The organism is Enterobacter sp. MGH 37, assembly GCF_000534515.1.
GTDB lineage: Bacteria > Pseudomonadota > Gammaproteobacteria > Enterobacterales > Enterobacteriaceae > Enterobacter > Enterobacter kobei.
The window spans coordinates 887,100-902,857 of sequence record NZ_KI973205.1 but is presented as its reverse complement, the minus strand read 5'-3'; the positions used below and the strand labels follow the sequence as shown (position 1 = coordinate 902,857).

At 52.6% G+C, this 15,758-nt stretch carries 15 protein-coding genes; 7 read left to right on the top strand and 8 right to left on the bottom strand.

What is annotated here, in order from left to right; all coding sequences use genetic code 11:
- Together L383_RS19385 and hinT are read right to left on the bottom strand one after the other, a co-directional pair.
- Complete coding sequence (locus L383_RS19385) at positions 1–375, bottom strand: YcfL family putative periplasmic lipoprotein (RefSeq protein ID WP_023332707.1); 375 nt, start codon at positions 373–375, stop codon at positions 1–3.
- Position 376: 1 nt separating this feature from the next.
- Entirely contained in the window at positions 377–736 is a 360-nt protein-coding gene (gene hinT / locus L383_RS19390) for a purine nucleoside phosphoramidase (protein WP_008500786.1), read from the bottom strand.
- A gap of 350 nt (positions 737–1,086) precedes the next feature.
- Here hinT and fhuE point away from each other — a divergent pair, with 350 nt between their 5' ends.
- Positions 1,087–3,276, top strand: a complete 2,190-nt coding sequence (fhuE, locus tag L383_RS19395; protein ID WP_023332706.1) for a ferric-rhodotorulic acid/ferric-coprogen receptor FhuE — start codon at positions 1,087–1,089, stop codon at positions 3,274–3,276.
- Between the two features lie 98 nt (positions 3,277–3,374).
- Here fhuE and ptsG read toward each other — a convergent pair whose 3' ends face one another.
- From ptsG to pabC, 6 genes are all read right to left on the bottom strand, one after another.
- Positions 3,375–4,808, bottom strand: coding sequence for a PTS glucose transporter subunit IIBC (gene ptsG, locus L383_RS19400; RefSeq protein ID WP_014883391.1), 1,434 nt, complete (start codon positions 4,806–4,808; stop codon positions 3,375–3,377).
- 297 nt (positions 4,809–5,105) lie between these two features.
- The gene (locus tag L383_RS19405) at positions 5,106–5,900 is read right to left on the bottom strand and encodes a metal-dependent hydrolase (RefSeq protein ID WP_023332705.1); all 795 of its coding nucleotides are present in this window, start codon (positions 5,898–5,900) and stop codon (positions 5,106–5,108) included.
- A gap of 10 nt (positions 5,901–5,910) precedes the next feature.
- A complete protein-coding gene (gene holB, locus L383_RS19410) occupies positions 5,911–6,915 on the bottom strand; it encodes a DNA polymerase III subunit delta' (protein ID WP_014883389.1) in 1,005 nt (334 codons plus the stop codon).
- Complete coding sequence (gene tmk / locus L383_RS19415) at positions 6,912–7,553, bottom strand: dTMP kinase (protein WP_014883388.1); 642 nt, start codon at positions 7,551–7,553, stop codon at positions 6,912–6,914. The genes holB and tmk overlap by 4 nt, the downstream gene beginning before the upstream one ends.
- Complete coding sequence (gene yceG / locus L383_RS19420) at positions 7,543–8,565, bottom strand: cell division protein YceG (protein WP_023332704.1); 1,023 nt, start codon at positions 8,563–8,565, stop codon at positions 7,543–7,545. The genes tmk and yceG overlap by 11 nt, the downstream gene beginning before the upstream one ends.
- A 1-nt stretch (position 8,566) precedes the next feature.
- Positions 8,567–9,376, bottom strand: a complete 810-nt coding sequence (gene pabC, locus L383_RS19425) for an aminodeoxychorismate lyase (protein WP_023332703.1) — start codon at positions 9,374–9,376, stop codon at positions 8,567–8,569.
- 392 nt (positions 9,377–9,768) lie between these two features.
- Here pabC and L383_RS19430 point away from each other — a divergent pair, with 392 nt between their 5' ends.
- The 6 genes from L383_RS19430 to L383_RS19455 all read left to right on the top strand — a co-directional run bounded on the left by L383_RS19430 (position 9,769) and on the right by L383_RS19455 (position 15,704).
- Complete coding sequence (locus L383_RS19430) at positions 9,769–10,308, top strand: fimbrial protein (RefSeq protein WP_014883385.1); 540 nt, start codon at positions 9,769–9,771, stop codon at positions 10,306–10,308.
- A gap of 78 nt (positions 10,309–10,386) precedes the next feature.
- Positions 10,387–11,058, top strand: coding sequence for a fimbrial biogenesis chaperone (locus L383_RS19435; protein WP_023332702.1), 672 nt, complete (start codon positions 10,387–10,389; stop codon positions 11,056–11,058).
- Between the two features lie 38 nt (positions 11,059–11,096).
- Complete coding sequence (locus L383_RS19440) at positions 11,097–13,640, top strand: fimbria/pilus outer membrane usher protein (RefSeq protein WP_023332701.1); 2,544 nt, start codon at positions 11,097–11,099, stop codon at positions 13,638–13,640.
- Positions 13,631–14,632 carry a fimbrial protein gene (locus L383_RS19445; RefSeq protein ID WP_023332700.1) on the top strand — a complete coding sequence of 334 codons (1,002 nt, stop codon included), beginning with the start codon at positions 13,631–13,633 and terminating at the stop codon, positions 14,630–14,632. The genes L383_RS19440 and L383_RS19445 overlap by 10 nt, the downstream gene beginning before the upstream one ends.
- Positions 14,633–14,648: 16 nt before the next feature.
- A complete protein-coding gene (locus L383_RS19450) occupies positions 14,649–15,176 on the top strand; it encodes a fimbrial protein (RefSeq protein WP_023332699.1) in 528 nt (175 codons plus the stop codon).
- Positions 15,177–15,188: 12 nt separating this feature from the next.
- Positions 15,189–15,704, top strand: a complete 516-nt coding sequence (locus L383_RS19455; protein WP_226882684.1) for a fimbrial protein — start codon at positions 15,189–15,191, stop codon at positions 15,702–15,704.
- Positions 15,705–15,758: the final 54 nt, after the last annotated feature.

Below are 15,758 nucleotides of genomic sequence, written 5' to 3'. Positions count from 1 at the left end.
TTACAGATAAAGATAAAGTCTTACCTTATGTGCACCCAAATAGCTGGCGCTGTCATAGATCGTTACCGACGACCTCGCCGGAAGGGTGACGCTGCGCGGCGCCTCCAGCGGATGCATTTCAAGACCTCTTACGTCATACCAGAAAAAACGGTAGTGGACCGTCACGGGTTCATTTCGTTCGTTAAAGAGCGCAGAGGAGGCTGAAGACTTAATTTCACTGACGGTTAACGCGGGCTGTTGCGCCGTAATACCCGCCGCCAGCACGGAGGACTCCATCACCAGCGTCTGTTCATCGCTCACGGGGATCGCCGGGCGCGTGCTGCATCCCACAATCATCATCGTCATTACCAGCGCTGCAATACGCCCTTTAAACATGTCAAAGACCTTTGTGTGCCAGCATCGGCCCCAGAGGACGTCCACCCAGCAGATGCATGTGAATATGATAAACTTCCTGGCCGCCATGACGATTACAGTTCATGATCAGACGGTAACCGTCTTCCGCTATGCCTTCCTGCTCGGCAATTTTCGCCGCCACCGTCAGCATACGACCTAACGCCACTTCGTGCTCGGTTTTTACGTCATTTACGGTCGGAATCAGAATATTGGGAATGATAAGGACGTGTGTCGGTGCCTGGGGGGAAATGTCCCGGAAAGCCGTCACCAGTTCATCCTGATAGACGATATCCGAGGGGATTTCGCGACGGATAATTTTACTGAAAATCGTTTCTTCAGCCATGACCTTTTCCTTTTTTGTTAAATCTGGCGTGGTGCGTCCGCTGATAACACACTCTCGGGAAGACTGTGTGACACAATCCAAGAGTATGAGCGAGTTTCTCCTGTCCTTTCAACCTTCTCCCCCGAATTCTTTCCTGAATCTTCATCAGCTGAATGAAGAGTGACCGCTCAGGCGTATTCACTGGCTGAAACATTATTTCAGTTCCGCTCGACACATCTGTTTACAGCATTAATGGCAATGCGTATATTTCGCATTTGCATTTTCATGCGCATTTTTAACATAGAAAACGACGTCAGACCGCGATCGCGGGACTGATGCTACCAACCTTCACCGTTCTTAAGGGTTTGATCATGTCTTTCAATCATCATACCAGGGATGGGCAACGTCAGCCTGTCGCAACGCCTTCGTTGCTGGCAGCCTGCATTGCTATGGCATTGATGCCAGCCGTGAGTTTTGCCGCCTCCACAGACGAAGATACCGTTGTGGTTGATGGCGGTTTCGATAACGCGCCAGCCCCGTCCGACGGGCAGGATCGGGACTACAGCGTCAAGACCACCACCACCGGGACCAAACTGCTCCTCGTGCCTCGCGATATTCCGCAGTCCGTCAGCGTCATCAGCCAGCAGCGCATGGCGGATCAAAACCTGCAGTCTATCGGTCAGGTGTTAACCAATACCACTGGCGTGACGGCGCAGGTTCAGGACAGCGACCGTACCGTATTTTACTCACGCGGATTCTTCGTGAGTAACTATGCGTACGATGACCTGCCGACCTCCATCAGCGAAGTGTGGAACTTCGGCGATACTGCCGCCGATACCGCGATTTATGACCGTATCGAAGTGGTACGCGGCGCAACCGGCCTGATGTCCGGGACGGGAAACCCGGCGGCCTATGTCAATATGGTGCGCAAACATGCAGACAGCAATGAATTCAAAGGTAATGTCAATGCCAGCTACGGCAGCTGGGATAAACAGCGCTACGTGCTGGATCTGCAGGCGCCGCTGGTGGAGTCCGGCAAGATACGCGGCCGCCTGATTACGGGCTATCAGGATAACGACAGCTTTGTTGATAACTACCACTACCGTAAAAAATTCCTCTACGGCGTGGTGGATGCGGATGTGACCGACAGCACGACCCTTTCTGTCGGCTATGAATACCAGGAAAGCAACACCGAGGATCCGACCTGGGGCGGATTGCCAACCTGGAACAGCGACGGGAGTAAAACCCATTATGATCGTAGCCAGACCGTAGCGCCAAAGTGGGCATATTCGGATAAAGACAACACCCGCATTTTCGCCAACCTGACTCAGCGCTTTGACAACGGCTGGGAAGCCCACATCAACGGCATGCATGCTGATACGAATTTCGACAGCAAACTGATGTATATGTCCGGCTATCCCGATCAAGCGACCAGTGCAGGCATGGTGGGCTATGGTGGCTGGAACAAAGGCGAGCGCAAACAGGATGCGGTTGATGCCTTCCTGCGCGGCGGATTCGATCTCTTTGGCCGTCAGCACGAAATGATGTTTGGCGGCAGCTTCAGCCGCCAGCGCAACCATTATGACAATAGGATGCCGGATGCGTTATACGGCATGATCGACGTGGGTAATTTCAAAAACTGGAACGGGGATATTGCCGATCCTCAGTGGACGCCATGGAAGCTCTACAGCCAGGACGACATCCGTCAGTCATCGGCCTATACTTCCGCCCGCTTCTCGCTTGCCGATCCGCTGCACCTGATCCTCGGGGCGCGCTATACCAACTATAACATTCGCTATAACCCGGCGGGCTCTCCGGACACCCGTCTGGAAAGTACCAAAGATGACGTCACGCCTTACGCGGGCCTGGTCTACGACATTAATGAAGACTGGTCGACTTACGTCAGCTATACCTCAATCTTCCAGCCTCAGGACAAGCGTAATGCCAGTGGTCGTTACCTCGACCCAACCACGGGTAAAAGCTATGAAGCCGGTGTGAAAGCGGACTGGTTCAATACCCGCCTGACCACCTCGCTGGCAATTTTCCGCATTGAACAGGATAACGTGGCGAGCAACACTTATACCTACATGCCGAGCGGTGAATCCATTTATGAATCGCTGGACGGTGTGGTGAGTAAAGGGATTGAGTTCGAGCTTAACGGCGCGCTGACGGATAACTGGCAGCTAACGTTCGGCGCAACCCGCTACATTGCTGAAGATAAAAACGGCAACGCAGTCAGCTCCGATCAGCCGCGCACAACCATGAAGCTGTTTACCCGTTATCAACTGCCAATGCTGCCAGAACTGACCGTGGGCGGTGGCGTAAACTGGCAGAATAAGGTGTGGACGGATGTGGACGGCGGCCCGGCGGGACAATCACGTGCAGAGCAAGGCAGTTACGTGCTGGTTAACCTGTTCAGCCGTTATCAGGTCACCAAAGAGTTTGCCGTCCAGGCTAACGTCAACAACCTGTTTGACAAAGAGTATTACGATTACGTCGGCTCTTATGTGGTTTATGGCGCACCGTTGAACGTCTCGGTGAGCGCGAGCTACGACTTCTGAGTGTTTAGCCGGGTGGCGGCTGCGCCTTACCCGGCACAACAAACCGCAGCAATAAAAAAGGCAGCCATTCGGCTGCCTTAGTCTCCCCTGCTCACAGCTTAGCTGTTGCGGATGTACTCATCCATTTCGGTTTTCAGGTTATCGGATTTAGTACCGAAGATTGCCTGAACACCAGAACCTGCAACAACCACGCCCGCTGCGCCCAGTTTTTTCAGACCCGGCTGGTCTACTTTCGCAACATCGGCAACGCTCACACGCAGACGAGTGATACACGCGTCCAGGTTAGTGATGTTCTCTTTGCCACCGAACGCTGCAACCAGGGCCGGAGCCATTTCGCTGGTCACACCTGCTTTGCTGTCTTCAGTTGCATCTTCACGGCCTGGGGTTTTCAGGTCCAGTGCTTTGATCAGCACGCGGAAGATGGTGTAGTAGACAACGGCATAGCACGCACCCACGATTGGGAACAGCCACAGTTTGCTGCTGTTACCGGACAGAACGATAAAGTCGATCAGACCGTGAGAGAAGGACGTACCGTCACGCATACCCAGCAGGATACAGATTGGGAACGCCAGACCCGCCAGAATCGCGTGGATAACGTACAGGATCGGCGCAACGAACATGAAGGAGAACTCGATCGGCTCGGTGATACCGGTCAGGAACGAGGTCAGCGCTGCGGAGATCATGATACCGCCCACTTTTGCACGGTTCTCTGGTTTAGCAGAGTGCCAGATTGCAATCGCAGCAGCCGGCAGGCCGTACATTTTGAACAGGAAGCCACCAGACAGTTTGCCTGCAGTTGGATCACCTGCCATGTAACGTGGGATATCACCGTGGAATACCTGGCCAGCTGCGTTGGTGAATTCACCAATCTGCATCTGGAATGGAACGTTCCAGATGTGGTGCAGACCGAATGGCACCAGGCAACGCTCGATGAAGCCGTAGATACCAAACGCCACAACCGGGTTCTGGTAAGCAGCCCACTGAGAGAAGGTCTGGATCGCGGAACCGATTGGTGGCCAGATGAAGGACAGGATCACGCCAGTGAAAATCGCTGCCAGACCAGAGATGATCGGAACGAAACGCTTGCCCGCGAAGAAGCCCAGATACTCAGGCAGCTTGATGCGATAGAAGCGGTTAAACATATACGCTGCAATCGCACCGGAGATGATACCGCCCAGAACACCGGTGTCTGCCAGGTGTTTCGCGGCAATCTCTTCTGCCGGTAAATGCAGAACCAGAGGCGCAACCACAGCCATGGTTTTCACCATGATGCCGTAGGCAACCACTGCAGCCAGCGCAGAAACGCCGTCGTTATTGGTGAAGCCCAGCGCCACACCGATCGCGAAGATCAGAGGCATGTTAGCAAAGACGGAACCGCCTGCTTCGGCCATCACATGGGAAACTACGGCTGGCAGCCAGCTGAAGTTTGCAGAACCGACACCCAGCAGGATACCTGCGATAGGCAGTACGGATACTGGCAGCATCAGCGATTTACCGACCTTTTGCAGGTTAGCAAATGCATTCTTAAACATAATTGAGAGTGCTCCTGAGTATTTGTGCTTTTTTTACGCTTTCACGCATTGGCCCGGGGGGAGTACCGTGCCGTGGACAGGACATCTAAGCGCCCTTTATTTATTACACAGAGTAAAATAATTCCCTCTGGGATTGTTTGACGGCTATCACGTTTCAGCTTAAGACGGACGAAAAACTTGCAGTTATTTACAAAAAGCATGTCTGGATGTGTCTAAATACATCCTCACCGCCCCAAATGAGGCGGTGAACTTTACTCGTTTTGTTTATTAATTACGAGCCTAAAAAAAACAGGTGTATCAGACAGATTGCAGGCGGGCGGGGTCGATATGGAACAGCGCAGAGAAGTTTTCCGTCGTGACGCGGGCCAGCTCTTCGATGCTGACGCCTTTAAGCACGGCCATGTATTCCGCAACGTCTCGCGTCATGGCTGGCTGGTTCTCTTTCCCGCGATGCGGTACCGGTGCCAGATACGGAGAGTCTGTTTCTACCAGAATGCGGTCGAGCGGAACATAACGCGCAGCATCACGCAGCTGCTCTGCATTACGGAACGTCACGATCCCGGAAAACGAAATATAAAACCCTAGATCAAGCAGTTTACCCGCCGTTTCTCTGTCTTCTGTGAAACAGTGTAGTACGCCACCGCAATCCGTCACCTTTTCTTCCTGGAGGATCGCCAGCGTATCGGCGCGTGCATCACGGGTATGCACGATGACCGGTTTGTTCAGCTCGCGGCCAATGCGGATATGGTTGCGGAAGGATTCCTGCTGGCGCGGTTTCGTTTCCGGCGTGTAAAAATAGTCCAGCCCGGTTTCACCCATCGCCACGACGCCCTCTTCCGCAGCCAGTCGGCGTAACTCATCAACATCGTACGCTTCATCCTGGTTCAGCGGATGCACGCCGCAGGAGAACACCACGTTATCGCGAACGCCCACCAGCTCACGCATGGCGCGGTACCCCGGCAACGTCGTCGCCACGGCAAGACAAAATTTCACATCGCGGGCAGCGGCTTTTGCCAGCACGTCATCCACGTCATTGTGAAGGGATTGATAATCCAGGCCATCAAGATGGCAGTGTGAGTCGACTAAAAACATAATGTCTCTCTCAGAGATGGGAAACAGGCGGCGTAACGCCTGGTTGCAGGTAATGTTCAATACGCAGTAACTGGTCGGTCAGTAACAGCTCGCGATTAAGACCCGTTACGGTTAAAAGCTGTTCCCGGCTTTCGCAGATATCATGAAGGATAGCGTGCAAGGACGTTCCTGAAAGGCGGCTCGCCAGCAGGTTCACCAGTGGCCACGCGTCCGGGTTTGTCAGTAGCGTTGCCCGCTGCTGGAGCTTTAGCGCATCCAAAAGTAAGGACGCCAGCCAGTGCAAACGCTCAACGGCCCGATCGCTATTCAGTGCAGGCAGCAAGCTCAACCAGTCCTGGCTGTTGAGCGAAGCCTCGACGGCCTTACAGAGCGTTTCTCGCTGCGACCAGACGTCGGGTTGCAGTAATGCCAGCGCCGCTGCGGGCGCGCCGCTGCTCAGGCGAAGCGCAGAGAGCGCACTTTCCTGTGACGTTGTCACCTCGCGTTCTAGCCAGCTCAATGACCATGATTCCTGGGGCACCGCAAGGTGATGAAGACGACAGCGGCTGCGCAACGTTGCCAGCAATCGGCCCGGATCGCGGCATGAGAGGAAGAACCATGTTTTCTCCGGCGGCTCTTCCAGCGTTTTGAGCAGCGCGTTAGCCGCCGCCTCGGTCAGTAATGCAGCGTCGTTGAGCCAGACGACTTTCGCCCCGCCCAGTCGCGCATGTTCGTACAGTTTTTCACTGACTTCACGCACGGCATCAATACCGAGCGCGCTTTTGCCCTTCTCAGGCGCCAGCGTGTAATAGTCAGGATGCGTGCCTGCCTGCATCAGCTGGCAGCCACGGCATTTCCCGCAGCTTTTGTGCCCTTCAGGCTGCTGGCACATCAGGAAACGGGTAATGGCGTAAATTAGCGCATCATCCCCCATCCCCGGCAATGCCTGAATCAGTAACGCATGATGCCCCCGACCGGCCTGATAGCTGTTGATCAGCTGTTCAAAGTGCGGGCGCAACCATGGATACCATTTCATGCCTGCTGCTCCTGTAGCCACTGCGTAACGGTCTGCTGGATGTCTTGCGTGACGTCTTCCAGCGATTGCGTCGCATCGATGGTACGAATTGAGCTGTCCTGCGCGGCCAGCTCAAGATAGCGTGCGCGGGTGCGGTTAAAGAAATCAAAGGACTCTTGTTCAATGCGATCCAGCTCGCCGCGCGCGCGGGCGCGTTTGAGGCCCACTTCCGGAGTGACATCCAGATAGAGCGTCAGGTCCGGGCGAAAATCACCCAGTACGGCATTACGCAGCGTTGCCAGCATTGTCTGGTCAATACCGCGTCCCCCGCCCTGATACGCCTGAGTGGACAGATCGTGACGGTCGCCGATCACCCACTTGCCATCGGCCAGAGCGGGTTTAATCACCGTCTCAACCAGCTGGACGCGGGCCGCATAGAACATCAGCACTTCGGCTTTGTCAGTGATAACTTCGTCACCAACAGATTTGATATCCAGCACCAGGCTGCGCAGTTTCTCAGCCAGCTGAGTGCCGCCTGGCTCTCGGGTGAAGACCATGTCAGTGACGCCAAGCGCGTTCAGCGTTTCCACCACTACGTCGCGAGCGGTGGTTTTCCCCGCGCCTTCGAGTCCCTCAATGACAATGTATTTACTGCGCATTTTTTTCCTTAAGTGCCTTCAGATAGTCCTGAACAGAGCGATTATGACTGACAAGGTTGGTGTTAAAGGTGTGCCCCCCTTTTCCGTCAGCCACAAAATAGAGATACGGTGTTTTGGCCGGATGCGCGGCGGCTTTAAGCGACGCCTCGCTCGGCGTTGCAATCGGGCCCGGCGGCAGGCCGTTAATGACGTAGGTATTATACGCCGTTGGCGTCTCGAGATCTTTCCTCGAAATCTTTCCGCTGTAGCGCTCGCCCATGCCGTAAATAACGGTAGGGTCGGTTTGCAGACGCATGCCAATGCGAAGACGGTTGATAAATACCGACGCGACCCGATCGCGCTCGGCAGCAACGGCAGTCTCTTTCTCGATGATCGAAGCCATGGTCACGAACTGGTTTTGATCTTTATAGGGCAGCCCTTCCATACGCCCTTCCCAGGCGGAATCGACTGCCGCGACCATCTTTTTGTGCGCCCGTTTAAGAATTGCGACATCCGTCGTGCCCGCGGTGTACATCCAGGTGTCCGGCCAGAACCAGCCTTCCACCCACTCAGGATGCTCAAATTTCAGCACCCCGGCGACCGTCTCGTAACGATCATCTTTCAGAGTGTGCTTGATATAGGGCGCATCACGCAGCTGTTTCAGGTAATCGCTCAGTCGCATTCCTTCGACAAAACGCAGCGGGAACTGCGCTTCTTTGCCACTTTCCAGCAGCTGCAGCATCTCCCTGACGGTCATGCCGGGCGTAAAACGATAGGTACCGGCCTTGAAGTGAGACAGTTCCGGCTCGATACGCAGTAACCACTGGAACACGCGCGGGCGGTTGATGATTTTATCGCTGTAAAGCTGTTCGCCCAGCGCCATCCGCCCGGTACCGGCTTTAAGGGTAAAAATCGTCTCGTCTTTAATGAGGATCTTACTGTCCGCCAGCTGGAAAACTTTCCATACACCGACGCCGGCGGCAGCGCCGAGGACAACCAACAGTAACAGAACAAGGCGTAACAGTTTCATCATGCTAATCGGACGACTCACAAATTGGGGCTAAATAGTGGTAAAGTTCGCGCGCGGGCCACTCTCGCTCTGCGTAGCGCTGTACGGGGACAACCGGCATTAGCGCGTTACAGATAAGCACTTCATCAGCCTGCGCGAGCGCCGTTAGCGGCGCATTCACTTCGACAACGCGATACGCGGTCAGTGCCAGTTGGGCGATAATAAACTGCCGCATAATGCCGTTTACGCCCGCCTGATCGAGGCGTGGGGTAAAGACATCCTGCCCACAGCGCCAGAACAGATTTGCGGCACAGCATTCCGTAAGCCACCCATCGCTGTCAAGGACAAGGGCTTCATCGGCATCCGTCTGCTCAAGATGAGAACGAATCAGCACCTGCTCAAGGCGGTTGAGGTGCTTCATTCCTGCAAGATAAGGGTTGCGACCCAAGGGGATCGGGCTGAGAGCAAGCGTTACGCCGGTTTCTTTCCAGCGTGCGTAATGCGTAGGATATTCAGAAACGCTCAGGATGCGCACCGGTTGCTGACAGCCTGCGGGGCTATAGCCGCGACCGCCAGCTCCACGCGTGATAACGACCTTTAACACGCCGTCACCCTTTTTTTGCGCCATATCCCGCATTTCCGCAGCAAGGGTTTCCCATGCATCAAACGGGATAGCCAACCTTGTGCAGGCCGTCTGCAAACGTGTCAGATGGTGGCTGAAAAGTGAAACAACGCCGCCGCTAATTCGAGCAGTGGTAAAACAACCATCCCCAAACTGAACGCTACGATCGTTCACATCTAACTTTTTTTGTAACTCACCATTAATTAGATACATTCACCCTCCATATAAATACCTGACTAGGGTGGCAGGTGAAAGAGGATATCGCAAGTCTGTTATCTTCGAATAAATGTAAAAAAGCACAGGAAGGTTGGGCGCGCCTACGCCTGTATACATGAGAGAAATGCTATTCATCTATTAATGAATAAATGAAATATTATTCACGGAAAGGATTATTAAAGTTAAATTAAAAACACTCATTAGATATAGTTTATAGTTCATATTTTAGCACATAGATATAATCCCCCATGTGAATACCCAAGTGCGCAAGATGGTTTTAAAAACACAAGACAATGTTTCTTGCTGAAAACTATCGAGCATCATCACATCGTGTGCCATGAGTACTCACCTGTGTTTTATATCAATCACACTCTTCAAGGACATTATCAATGAAAGGAAAAGTAGCGGCTGTTGCCTTAATCACTACACTCGGAATGGTTTCTGCCGCGCAGGCCGATGATGGACAGGTAAATTTCACCGGTAATATCATCGAGCAAGGTTGTAAAATTGACACCACCATGACCGCACCGCAGACCGTCAAGTTAGGTGATATCGCTAAAACTGCTCTGCCAGAGGCTGGTTCCGTTGCCGCGAATACTCGCTTTACTCTGAAACTGTCTGAGTGCCCGGCAGACCTGAAAGGCAAAGCTGTTGTTGTGAAATACACCGGCAAACCAGACGCCACTAATAATGACTATCTGGAAGTCACCGGCGCAGGCACCACTGGCGTTGCCAAAGGCGTTGCTATTCAGTTGCTGAACGGCGACGGCACCGCGTTACCGCTGGCAACCGCATCTAAAGCAGCGACCATCGATGCGACTGCTGGCACCGCTACCATGAATTTCAGCGCACAGTATATCGCAACTGCCGCTACCGTTGAGGCGGGTTCCGCTAACGGTACCGCTAACTTTACGCTGGCATACAATTAATCATCGCGCGATAAATTTCCGCCTTTGGCTATAAGCAATGCCGGGGCTTCCCGGCATTGCTATTTTGAGGTTAACCAGATGAAATTAGTGAATTCATTAATCGCCGCTGCATTTGTTTTTTCAATGGCAACAGCGCAAGCGGGTGTTATTATTGGAGGCACTCGCATTATATATCATGCAGACAAAAAAGAATCTTCCCTGGACGTCAAAAACCCAGACCCATACTCCTATTTAATTCAGTCATGGGTTGATAAAGATGAAAACGACACCAGTAAAACACCGTTTATCGTCACGCCGCCCCTGTTCCGCTTAGCTGGCAATGAAGAAAACAAACTGCGTATTATTAATACGGGCGGGAATCTGCCACAGGATCGTGAGTCACTGTTCTGGATGAACATTAAAACCATTCCGGCAACAGAAAAGTTAGACAACGTAAATACCCTACAGATTGCGATTAAGACACGTATCAAACTCATTTATCGCCCCGCATCGCTTACTGAGATGCCGGAAAAGTTTGCCAGCAAGCTTAGCTGGAAACGCAGCGATCAACAGCTTACGGTCAGTAACCCAACCCCCTATTACATGAACTTCAGCGAAGTCAAAGTCGGTGCCAGTACGGTTACGGATGCGACATACGTTGCGCCCATGTCCAGCGCGACCTTCAGTCTTCCGGCAAATACCAAAGGCAATATTCGCTGGAAAATTATCAGTGACTTCGGCGCAGCTGGCGCGGAACACCAGACGCAGTAATCACTCATTAGATACTCGGACTCCGAAAGGATCACGGAATGATCAGAGCTAAAAAAAATAAGATCTCGCCAACCAGGCTGGCCTGCTTCATCGCATTGCAGTGTACGTTCTCGTTGTCGCACCCTGCCTGTGCCCGGGAATATTTTAACCCCGCGCTACTGGGTATTGACGGTCCAGGTAAAGACATTTCTGACCTGAGTGCCTTTGAAGAAGGTGTTGGCCAAATGCCGGGTACTTATCGCGTTGACGTGCTGGTCAATCAGACATTGACTGGCACGCATGATATTGAATTTAGCATGCAAAAGGACAGTCACGGCCAGACATCATTGCAACCGTGCCTGAGCGTGGAGATGCTGCGTGACTTTGGCGTCCGAACCGAGCAATTTCCGCAACTGACCGGAGAGAATCATTGCGCAAACCTGGCCGCTATTCCCAGCGCTGCTACTCAGTTCGTCTTCAATAAACAGCAACTTTTGTTGAGCATCCCTCAGGCGGCGATGAATAACCAGGCGCGTGGATATGTTGCTCCAGAACGCCTGGATGAAGGCATCAATGCGCTGCTGCTTAATTACAGCTTTACAGGCGGCAACACCCAGGCACGTCAGTCTGATATGACCGATTCAGACAGCTATTACCTGAACCTGCGCCCAGGGCTAAATATCGGCCCATGGCGCGTACGTAACTACAGCACCTGGTCACGCAATACCAGCGGCGACAATACCCAGAATAACTGGGATTCGGCATATACCTACGCTCAGCGAAATATTATCGCGCTCAAAAGTCAGCTGACGCTTGGCGAAAGCAACTCCCCTTCCGATCTGTTTGACAGCGTGCCTTTCCGGGGTGCGCAACTGGCCTCCGATGACGACATGCTGCCTGACAGCCTGCGCGGCTACGCACCGGTGGTTCGCGGAATTGCCCGGACCAACGCCCAGGTCATCATTAAACAAAACGGCTACACCATTTACCAAAGCTATGTGTCGCCGGGGGCATTTGAGATCACTGATATGTATCCCACGGGCAGTAGCGGCGATCTGGACGTGACGATTAAAGAAGCTGACGGCAGCGAACAGCACCAGTTGGTCCCCTTCGCCTCACTGCCGGTTCTACAGCGTGAAGGTCGTTTAAAGTACAGCCTGACCAGCGGTCAGTACCGTCCTTACGACAGCGCCGTCGATAAAACATTCTTTACTCAGGGCTCGGCCATCTACGGCCTGCCGGCAGGATTTACCGCCTACGGCGGCGGACAGCTATCGCAACATTATCAGTCGCTACTTGTGGGGCTCGGTAAAAACTTTGGTGGGCTGGGAGCCGTATCCGTCGATGGCACGCAGGCCTGGTCAACCCAACAGGATCAGGAAAAAGCGATCGGCCAGTCAATGCGTGTTCGTTACAGTAAAAACATTCTCGAAACGGGGACCAATATCGCCATTTCGGGTTATCGCTACTCAACTTCAGGCTATTACACCCTGCAGGAAGTACTCGACACCTGGCGGGACAGTAACTGGCAGGACAATACCGAACGCCGGCGTAATCGTGCCGAGATATTGCTTAACCAGAATCTCTGGGAAGGCGCGGGGTCCATCTCGTTAAACGCCATCAGCGAGGATTACTGGAACAGCGACCGAACAATGCGCTCAATCGGCGCGGGTTACAGCAACAGCTGGAACGGCATCACCTGGAGCCTGAACTACAGCTTTAACCGTAACACCACTGATGCCCGCGACAGCAACACCGTTTACAGCGAGGACCAGGTGTTCTCAATGAGTATCAGCGTGCCGCTGGATCGCTGGCTCAGCAGCAGTCGCGCCACCTACAACCTCAATACCAGTAAACATGGCAGCACCAGCCATACGGTCGGGCTGAATGGCACCGCGCTGCAAGATCAGAACCTCAACTGGAGCGTGCAGGAAAGCGAGACGAACCACGATGGGGGTAACGGTGGTAGCGCCAGCCTGGACTACCAGGGTACCTATGCCAGAATGAACAGCGCCTACAGTTACGACCACGATCAGCGCCGGGTAAATTATGGTATCAGCGGCGGTGTGGTTGCGCATGCAAATGGCATAACGCTGAGTCAGGAATTAGGTGAGACCGTCGCTCTGGTTGAAGCGCCGGGAGCAAGCGGTGTTGATATCACTAACCAGACGGGCGTCAGCACCGATTTCCGCGGCTATACCGTTGTGCCGTTTATCAGCCCATACCGTGAAAACACGCTGTCGCTGAATACCGAACAACTGCCGGATGATGCCGACGTTGAGCTTTCTGCTAAAACGGTCACGCCAACCCGAGGGGCTATTGTCCGGGCACATTTTGACACACGTGTGGGTAAACGCGTTTTGATGACGTTAACCCGTCGTGACGGGCGCCCTGTTCCGTTTGGTGCAATCGTGACTGACGACAAGAACGCAAAAACCACCTCGATTGTCGGTGATGGTGGACAGGTTTATCTGGCTGGTATGTCACTTCAGGGAAGTGCAACCGTTAAATGGGGTGCAAATAAGCAGTGTCATACCCGCTGGCAATTACCAGAGAGCACATCATCAAGCGCAATTGTAGAGGTCAACGCATCATGTCGTTAAATAAAATGCTTAAAAAATGGCTAACCCCTGTTATTTTTATTCCATGTGGTCTGTCAGGCATAAATTGCGCCTACGCAAATTATATTGAAGTTCAATCTTTCCATGTCATGCACCATGGATTTTCTACATTATCTATACCGAATGTCGTGGGCGGCACGACAGACTGGTATGATAATGATTCCATTTATACCGAGACTATCCCCGGCGAAGGAAAAAACTCCTATATTGATTTGTCTGTTAACGGACAATTACTTGCCGACAATGTGACCTGGGCAACAAGCAATCCAGGTATTGGTATTCAATATCAGGTCCATGTTTCATCTGTACCGGGATATTCACCGCAAGATAATCCCACAGCTCCCAATTACCGCATCAATCTGCCAATTGTCGATGGTAGCGCGCGTGACGGTTACTACCATGTATGGTATCGCCTGGTTAGATTAAGTGAAAAAATACCAGCAGGTACTATTATTTCTGTCCCCGACGTAACCATGAATGTACATAACCCTGATGGTGATGGGGTTGCGTTAGATTCGGGCCTGATTCTGTCCGGCGTAGTTAGTCAGCCAATTGTAACTGCCTGTACTATTAACGCACCAAAGGAAATAAAATTATCCCCACTGTATGGCGCAAGCCTGGCAAGTGGCGCATCAAACATTACCGACGTTCCAAAAGTTGAGTTGAAAAACTGCCCTGGCGCGATTAATGGGATCACCTATAACTTATTCGCGGTATACGGCGCACACAATGCCAATAATGGGGTATTAAATACGGTCACTGGCGATGGTTACGCCAGCAATGTCTATATTCAGGTACAGAACGCCGATGGTTCTGCACATAAGATCAACAGTGAGATCAATCTGGGCCTTTATGACGGCTCAGGCGACTACACCCTGCCCGATTTTAAGGTCGCTTATTATATTGATGACGCTGCAACCGTTACTGCTGGCAATGTGAAATCGGCCATTGAACTTAAAGTAACCTACAACTAATACATAAGGAATGAAAATGAATATCGCGAATGGAAAAAAAATAGCGATTCTGGCAACGCTCTGCGGAGGTCTGTTTTCTGGCGCGTGTTCAGCCAACTCGGTCAATATTGACATTACAGGCACGGTTGTTGCCTCACCCTGTGTGGTCAATGGAGATAGCCCCTCGCTGGCGGTAAAATTAGGTGACAATATACAGGCTGATAGTCTGGCCACTGCCGGAAGTGCAACAAACTGGACTAACTTTACGCTTGCATTAACAAACTGCCCTGCTTCAACGTCCAGCTTTAGCGTTACTTTTGGCGGTACAGCGGATACCGATACTAACTATTATAAAAATACCGGAACGGCCACTAACCTGAAGCTGGAGTTGACCGACGAAACGACTAACACGGCTTACAAGAGTGGCGCCACGTTGCAAAATGTCGCCATCAGCAGCAGTACGCACGCCTATGATTTGAAAATGCGCGCCCGAGCCGTTTCCAACGGCAACGTGATGCCAGGCACCATTATCGGCCAGGCACAGGCCACCTTTACCTATCAGTAATGCAGGATGGGGATGATGATAGAACGGGTAAAATCTACTCTCGCATGCCTGGTGTTTGCACTTTGTAGCTCCGCGCAGGCAACCACTATCGATCTGAGCGGCACGGTCGTGGCGTCTGCCTGTACCGTGGATGCGGGATCCAAAAATCAGACAGTAAGGTTCGATCAAGCACGAGCGGTAAACTTTAGTCGCGTTGGGGCAACCGGAGAATGGCAGGATTTTTCACTCACGCTTTCATCCTGCCCCAGCTCAACGACACGTGTTAAGGCTACCTTGACCGGCGATTCAGACAGTGACGATCAGACAAAATTTGCTAATAGCAGCGGGGATGCAACAGGCATGGCGATGCAGATCATGACCCGCGATCATCTCACCGAGATCTCACCCGCGGGCTCGATTACCGTCGATGTAGACAGAACAACGCACAATGCGCAGTTTCCTCTCACGGCCCGCCTCTATACCCCTACGGGAACCGTCACGGCAGGCGAATTTAACACCACCGTCCAGTTCACTTTCACCTATCAGTAACGAAAATGTGAACTAAAAAAAACGGAGCGCTATGCGCTCCGTTTTTTATGGGCA

Bases quoted from the DNA above. Each gene is read 5' to 3' on its own strand.
- L383_RS19435 (WP_023332702.1), top strand. From the start codon at position 10,387: ATGAAATTAGTGAATTCATTAATCGCCGCTGCATTTGTTTTTTCAATG.
- fhuE (WP_023332706.1), top strand. From the start codon at position 1,087: ATGTCTTTCAATCATCATACCAGGGATGGGCAACGTCAGCCTGTCGCA.
- hinT (WP_008500786.1), bottom strand. From the start codon at position 736: ATGGCTGAAGAAACGATTTTCAGTAAAATTATCCGTCGCGAAATCCCC.
- L383_RS19450 (WP_023332699.1), top strand. From the start codon at position 14,649: ATGAATATCGCGAATGGAAAAAAAATAGCGATTCTGGCAACGCTCTGC.
- holB (WP_014883389.1), bottom strand. From the start codon at position 6,915: ATGAAATGGTATCCATGGTTGCGCCCGCACTTTGAACAGCTGATCAAC.
- L383_RS19445 (WP_023332700.1), top strand. From the start codon at position 13,631: ATGTCGTTAAATAAAATGCTTAAAAAATGGCTAACCCCTGTTATTTTT.
- pabC (WP_023332703.1), bottom strand. From the start codon at position 9,376: ATGTATCTAATTAATGGTGAGTTACAAAAAAAGTTAGATGTGAACGAT.
- L383_RS19440 (WP_023332701.1), top strand. From the start codon at position 11,097: ATGATCAGAGCTAAAAAAAATAAGATCTCGCCAACCAGGCTGGCCTGC.
- L383_RS19430 (WP_014883385.1), top strand. From the start codon at position 9,769: ATGAAAGGAAAAGTAGCGGCTGTTGCCTTAATCACTACACTCGGAATG.
- ptsG (WP_014883391.1), bottom strand. From the start codon at position 4,808: ATGTTTAAGAATGCATTTGCTAACCTGCAAAAGGTCGGTAAATCGCTG.
- L383_RS19405 (WP_023332705.1), bottom strand. From the start codon at position 5,900: ATGTTTTTAGTCGACTCACACTGCCATCTTGATGGCCTGGATTATCAA.
- L383_RS19385 (WP_023332707.1), bottom strand. From the start codon at position 375: ATGTTTAAAGGGCGTATTGCAGCGCTGGTAATGACGATGATGATTGTG.
- yceG (WP_023332704.1), bottom strand. From the start codon at position 8,565: ATGATGAAACTGTTACGCCTTGTTCTGTTACTGTTGGTTGTCCTCGGC.
- tmk (WP_014883388.1), bottom strand. From the start codon at position 7,553: ATGCGCAGTAAATACATTGTCATTGAGGGACTCGAAGGCGCGGGGAAA.
- L383_RS19455 (WP_226882684.1), top strand. From the start codon at position 15,189: ATGATGATAGAACGGGTAAAATCTACTCTCGCATGCCTGGTGTTTGCA.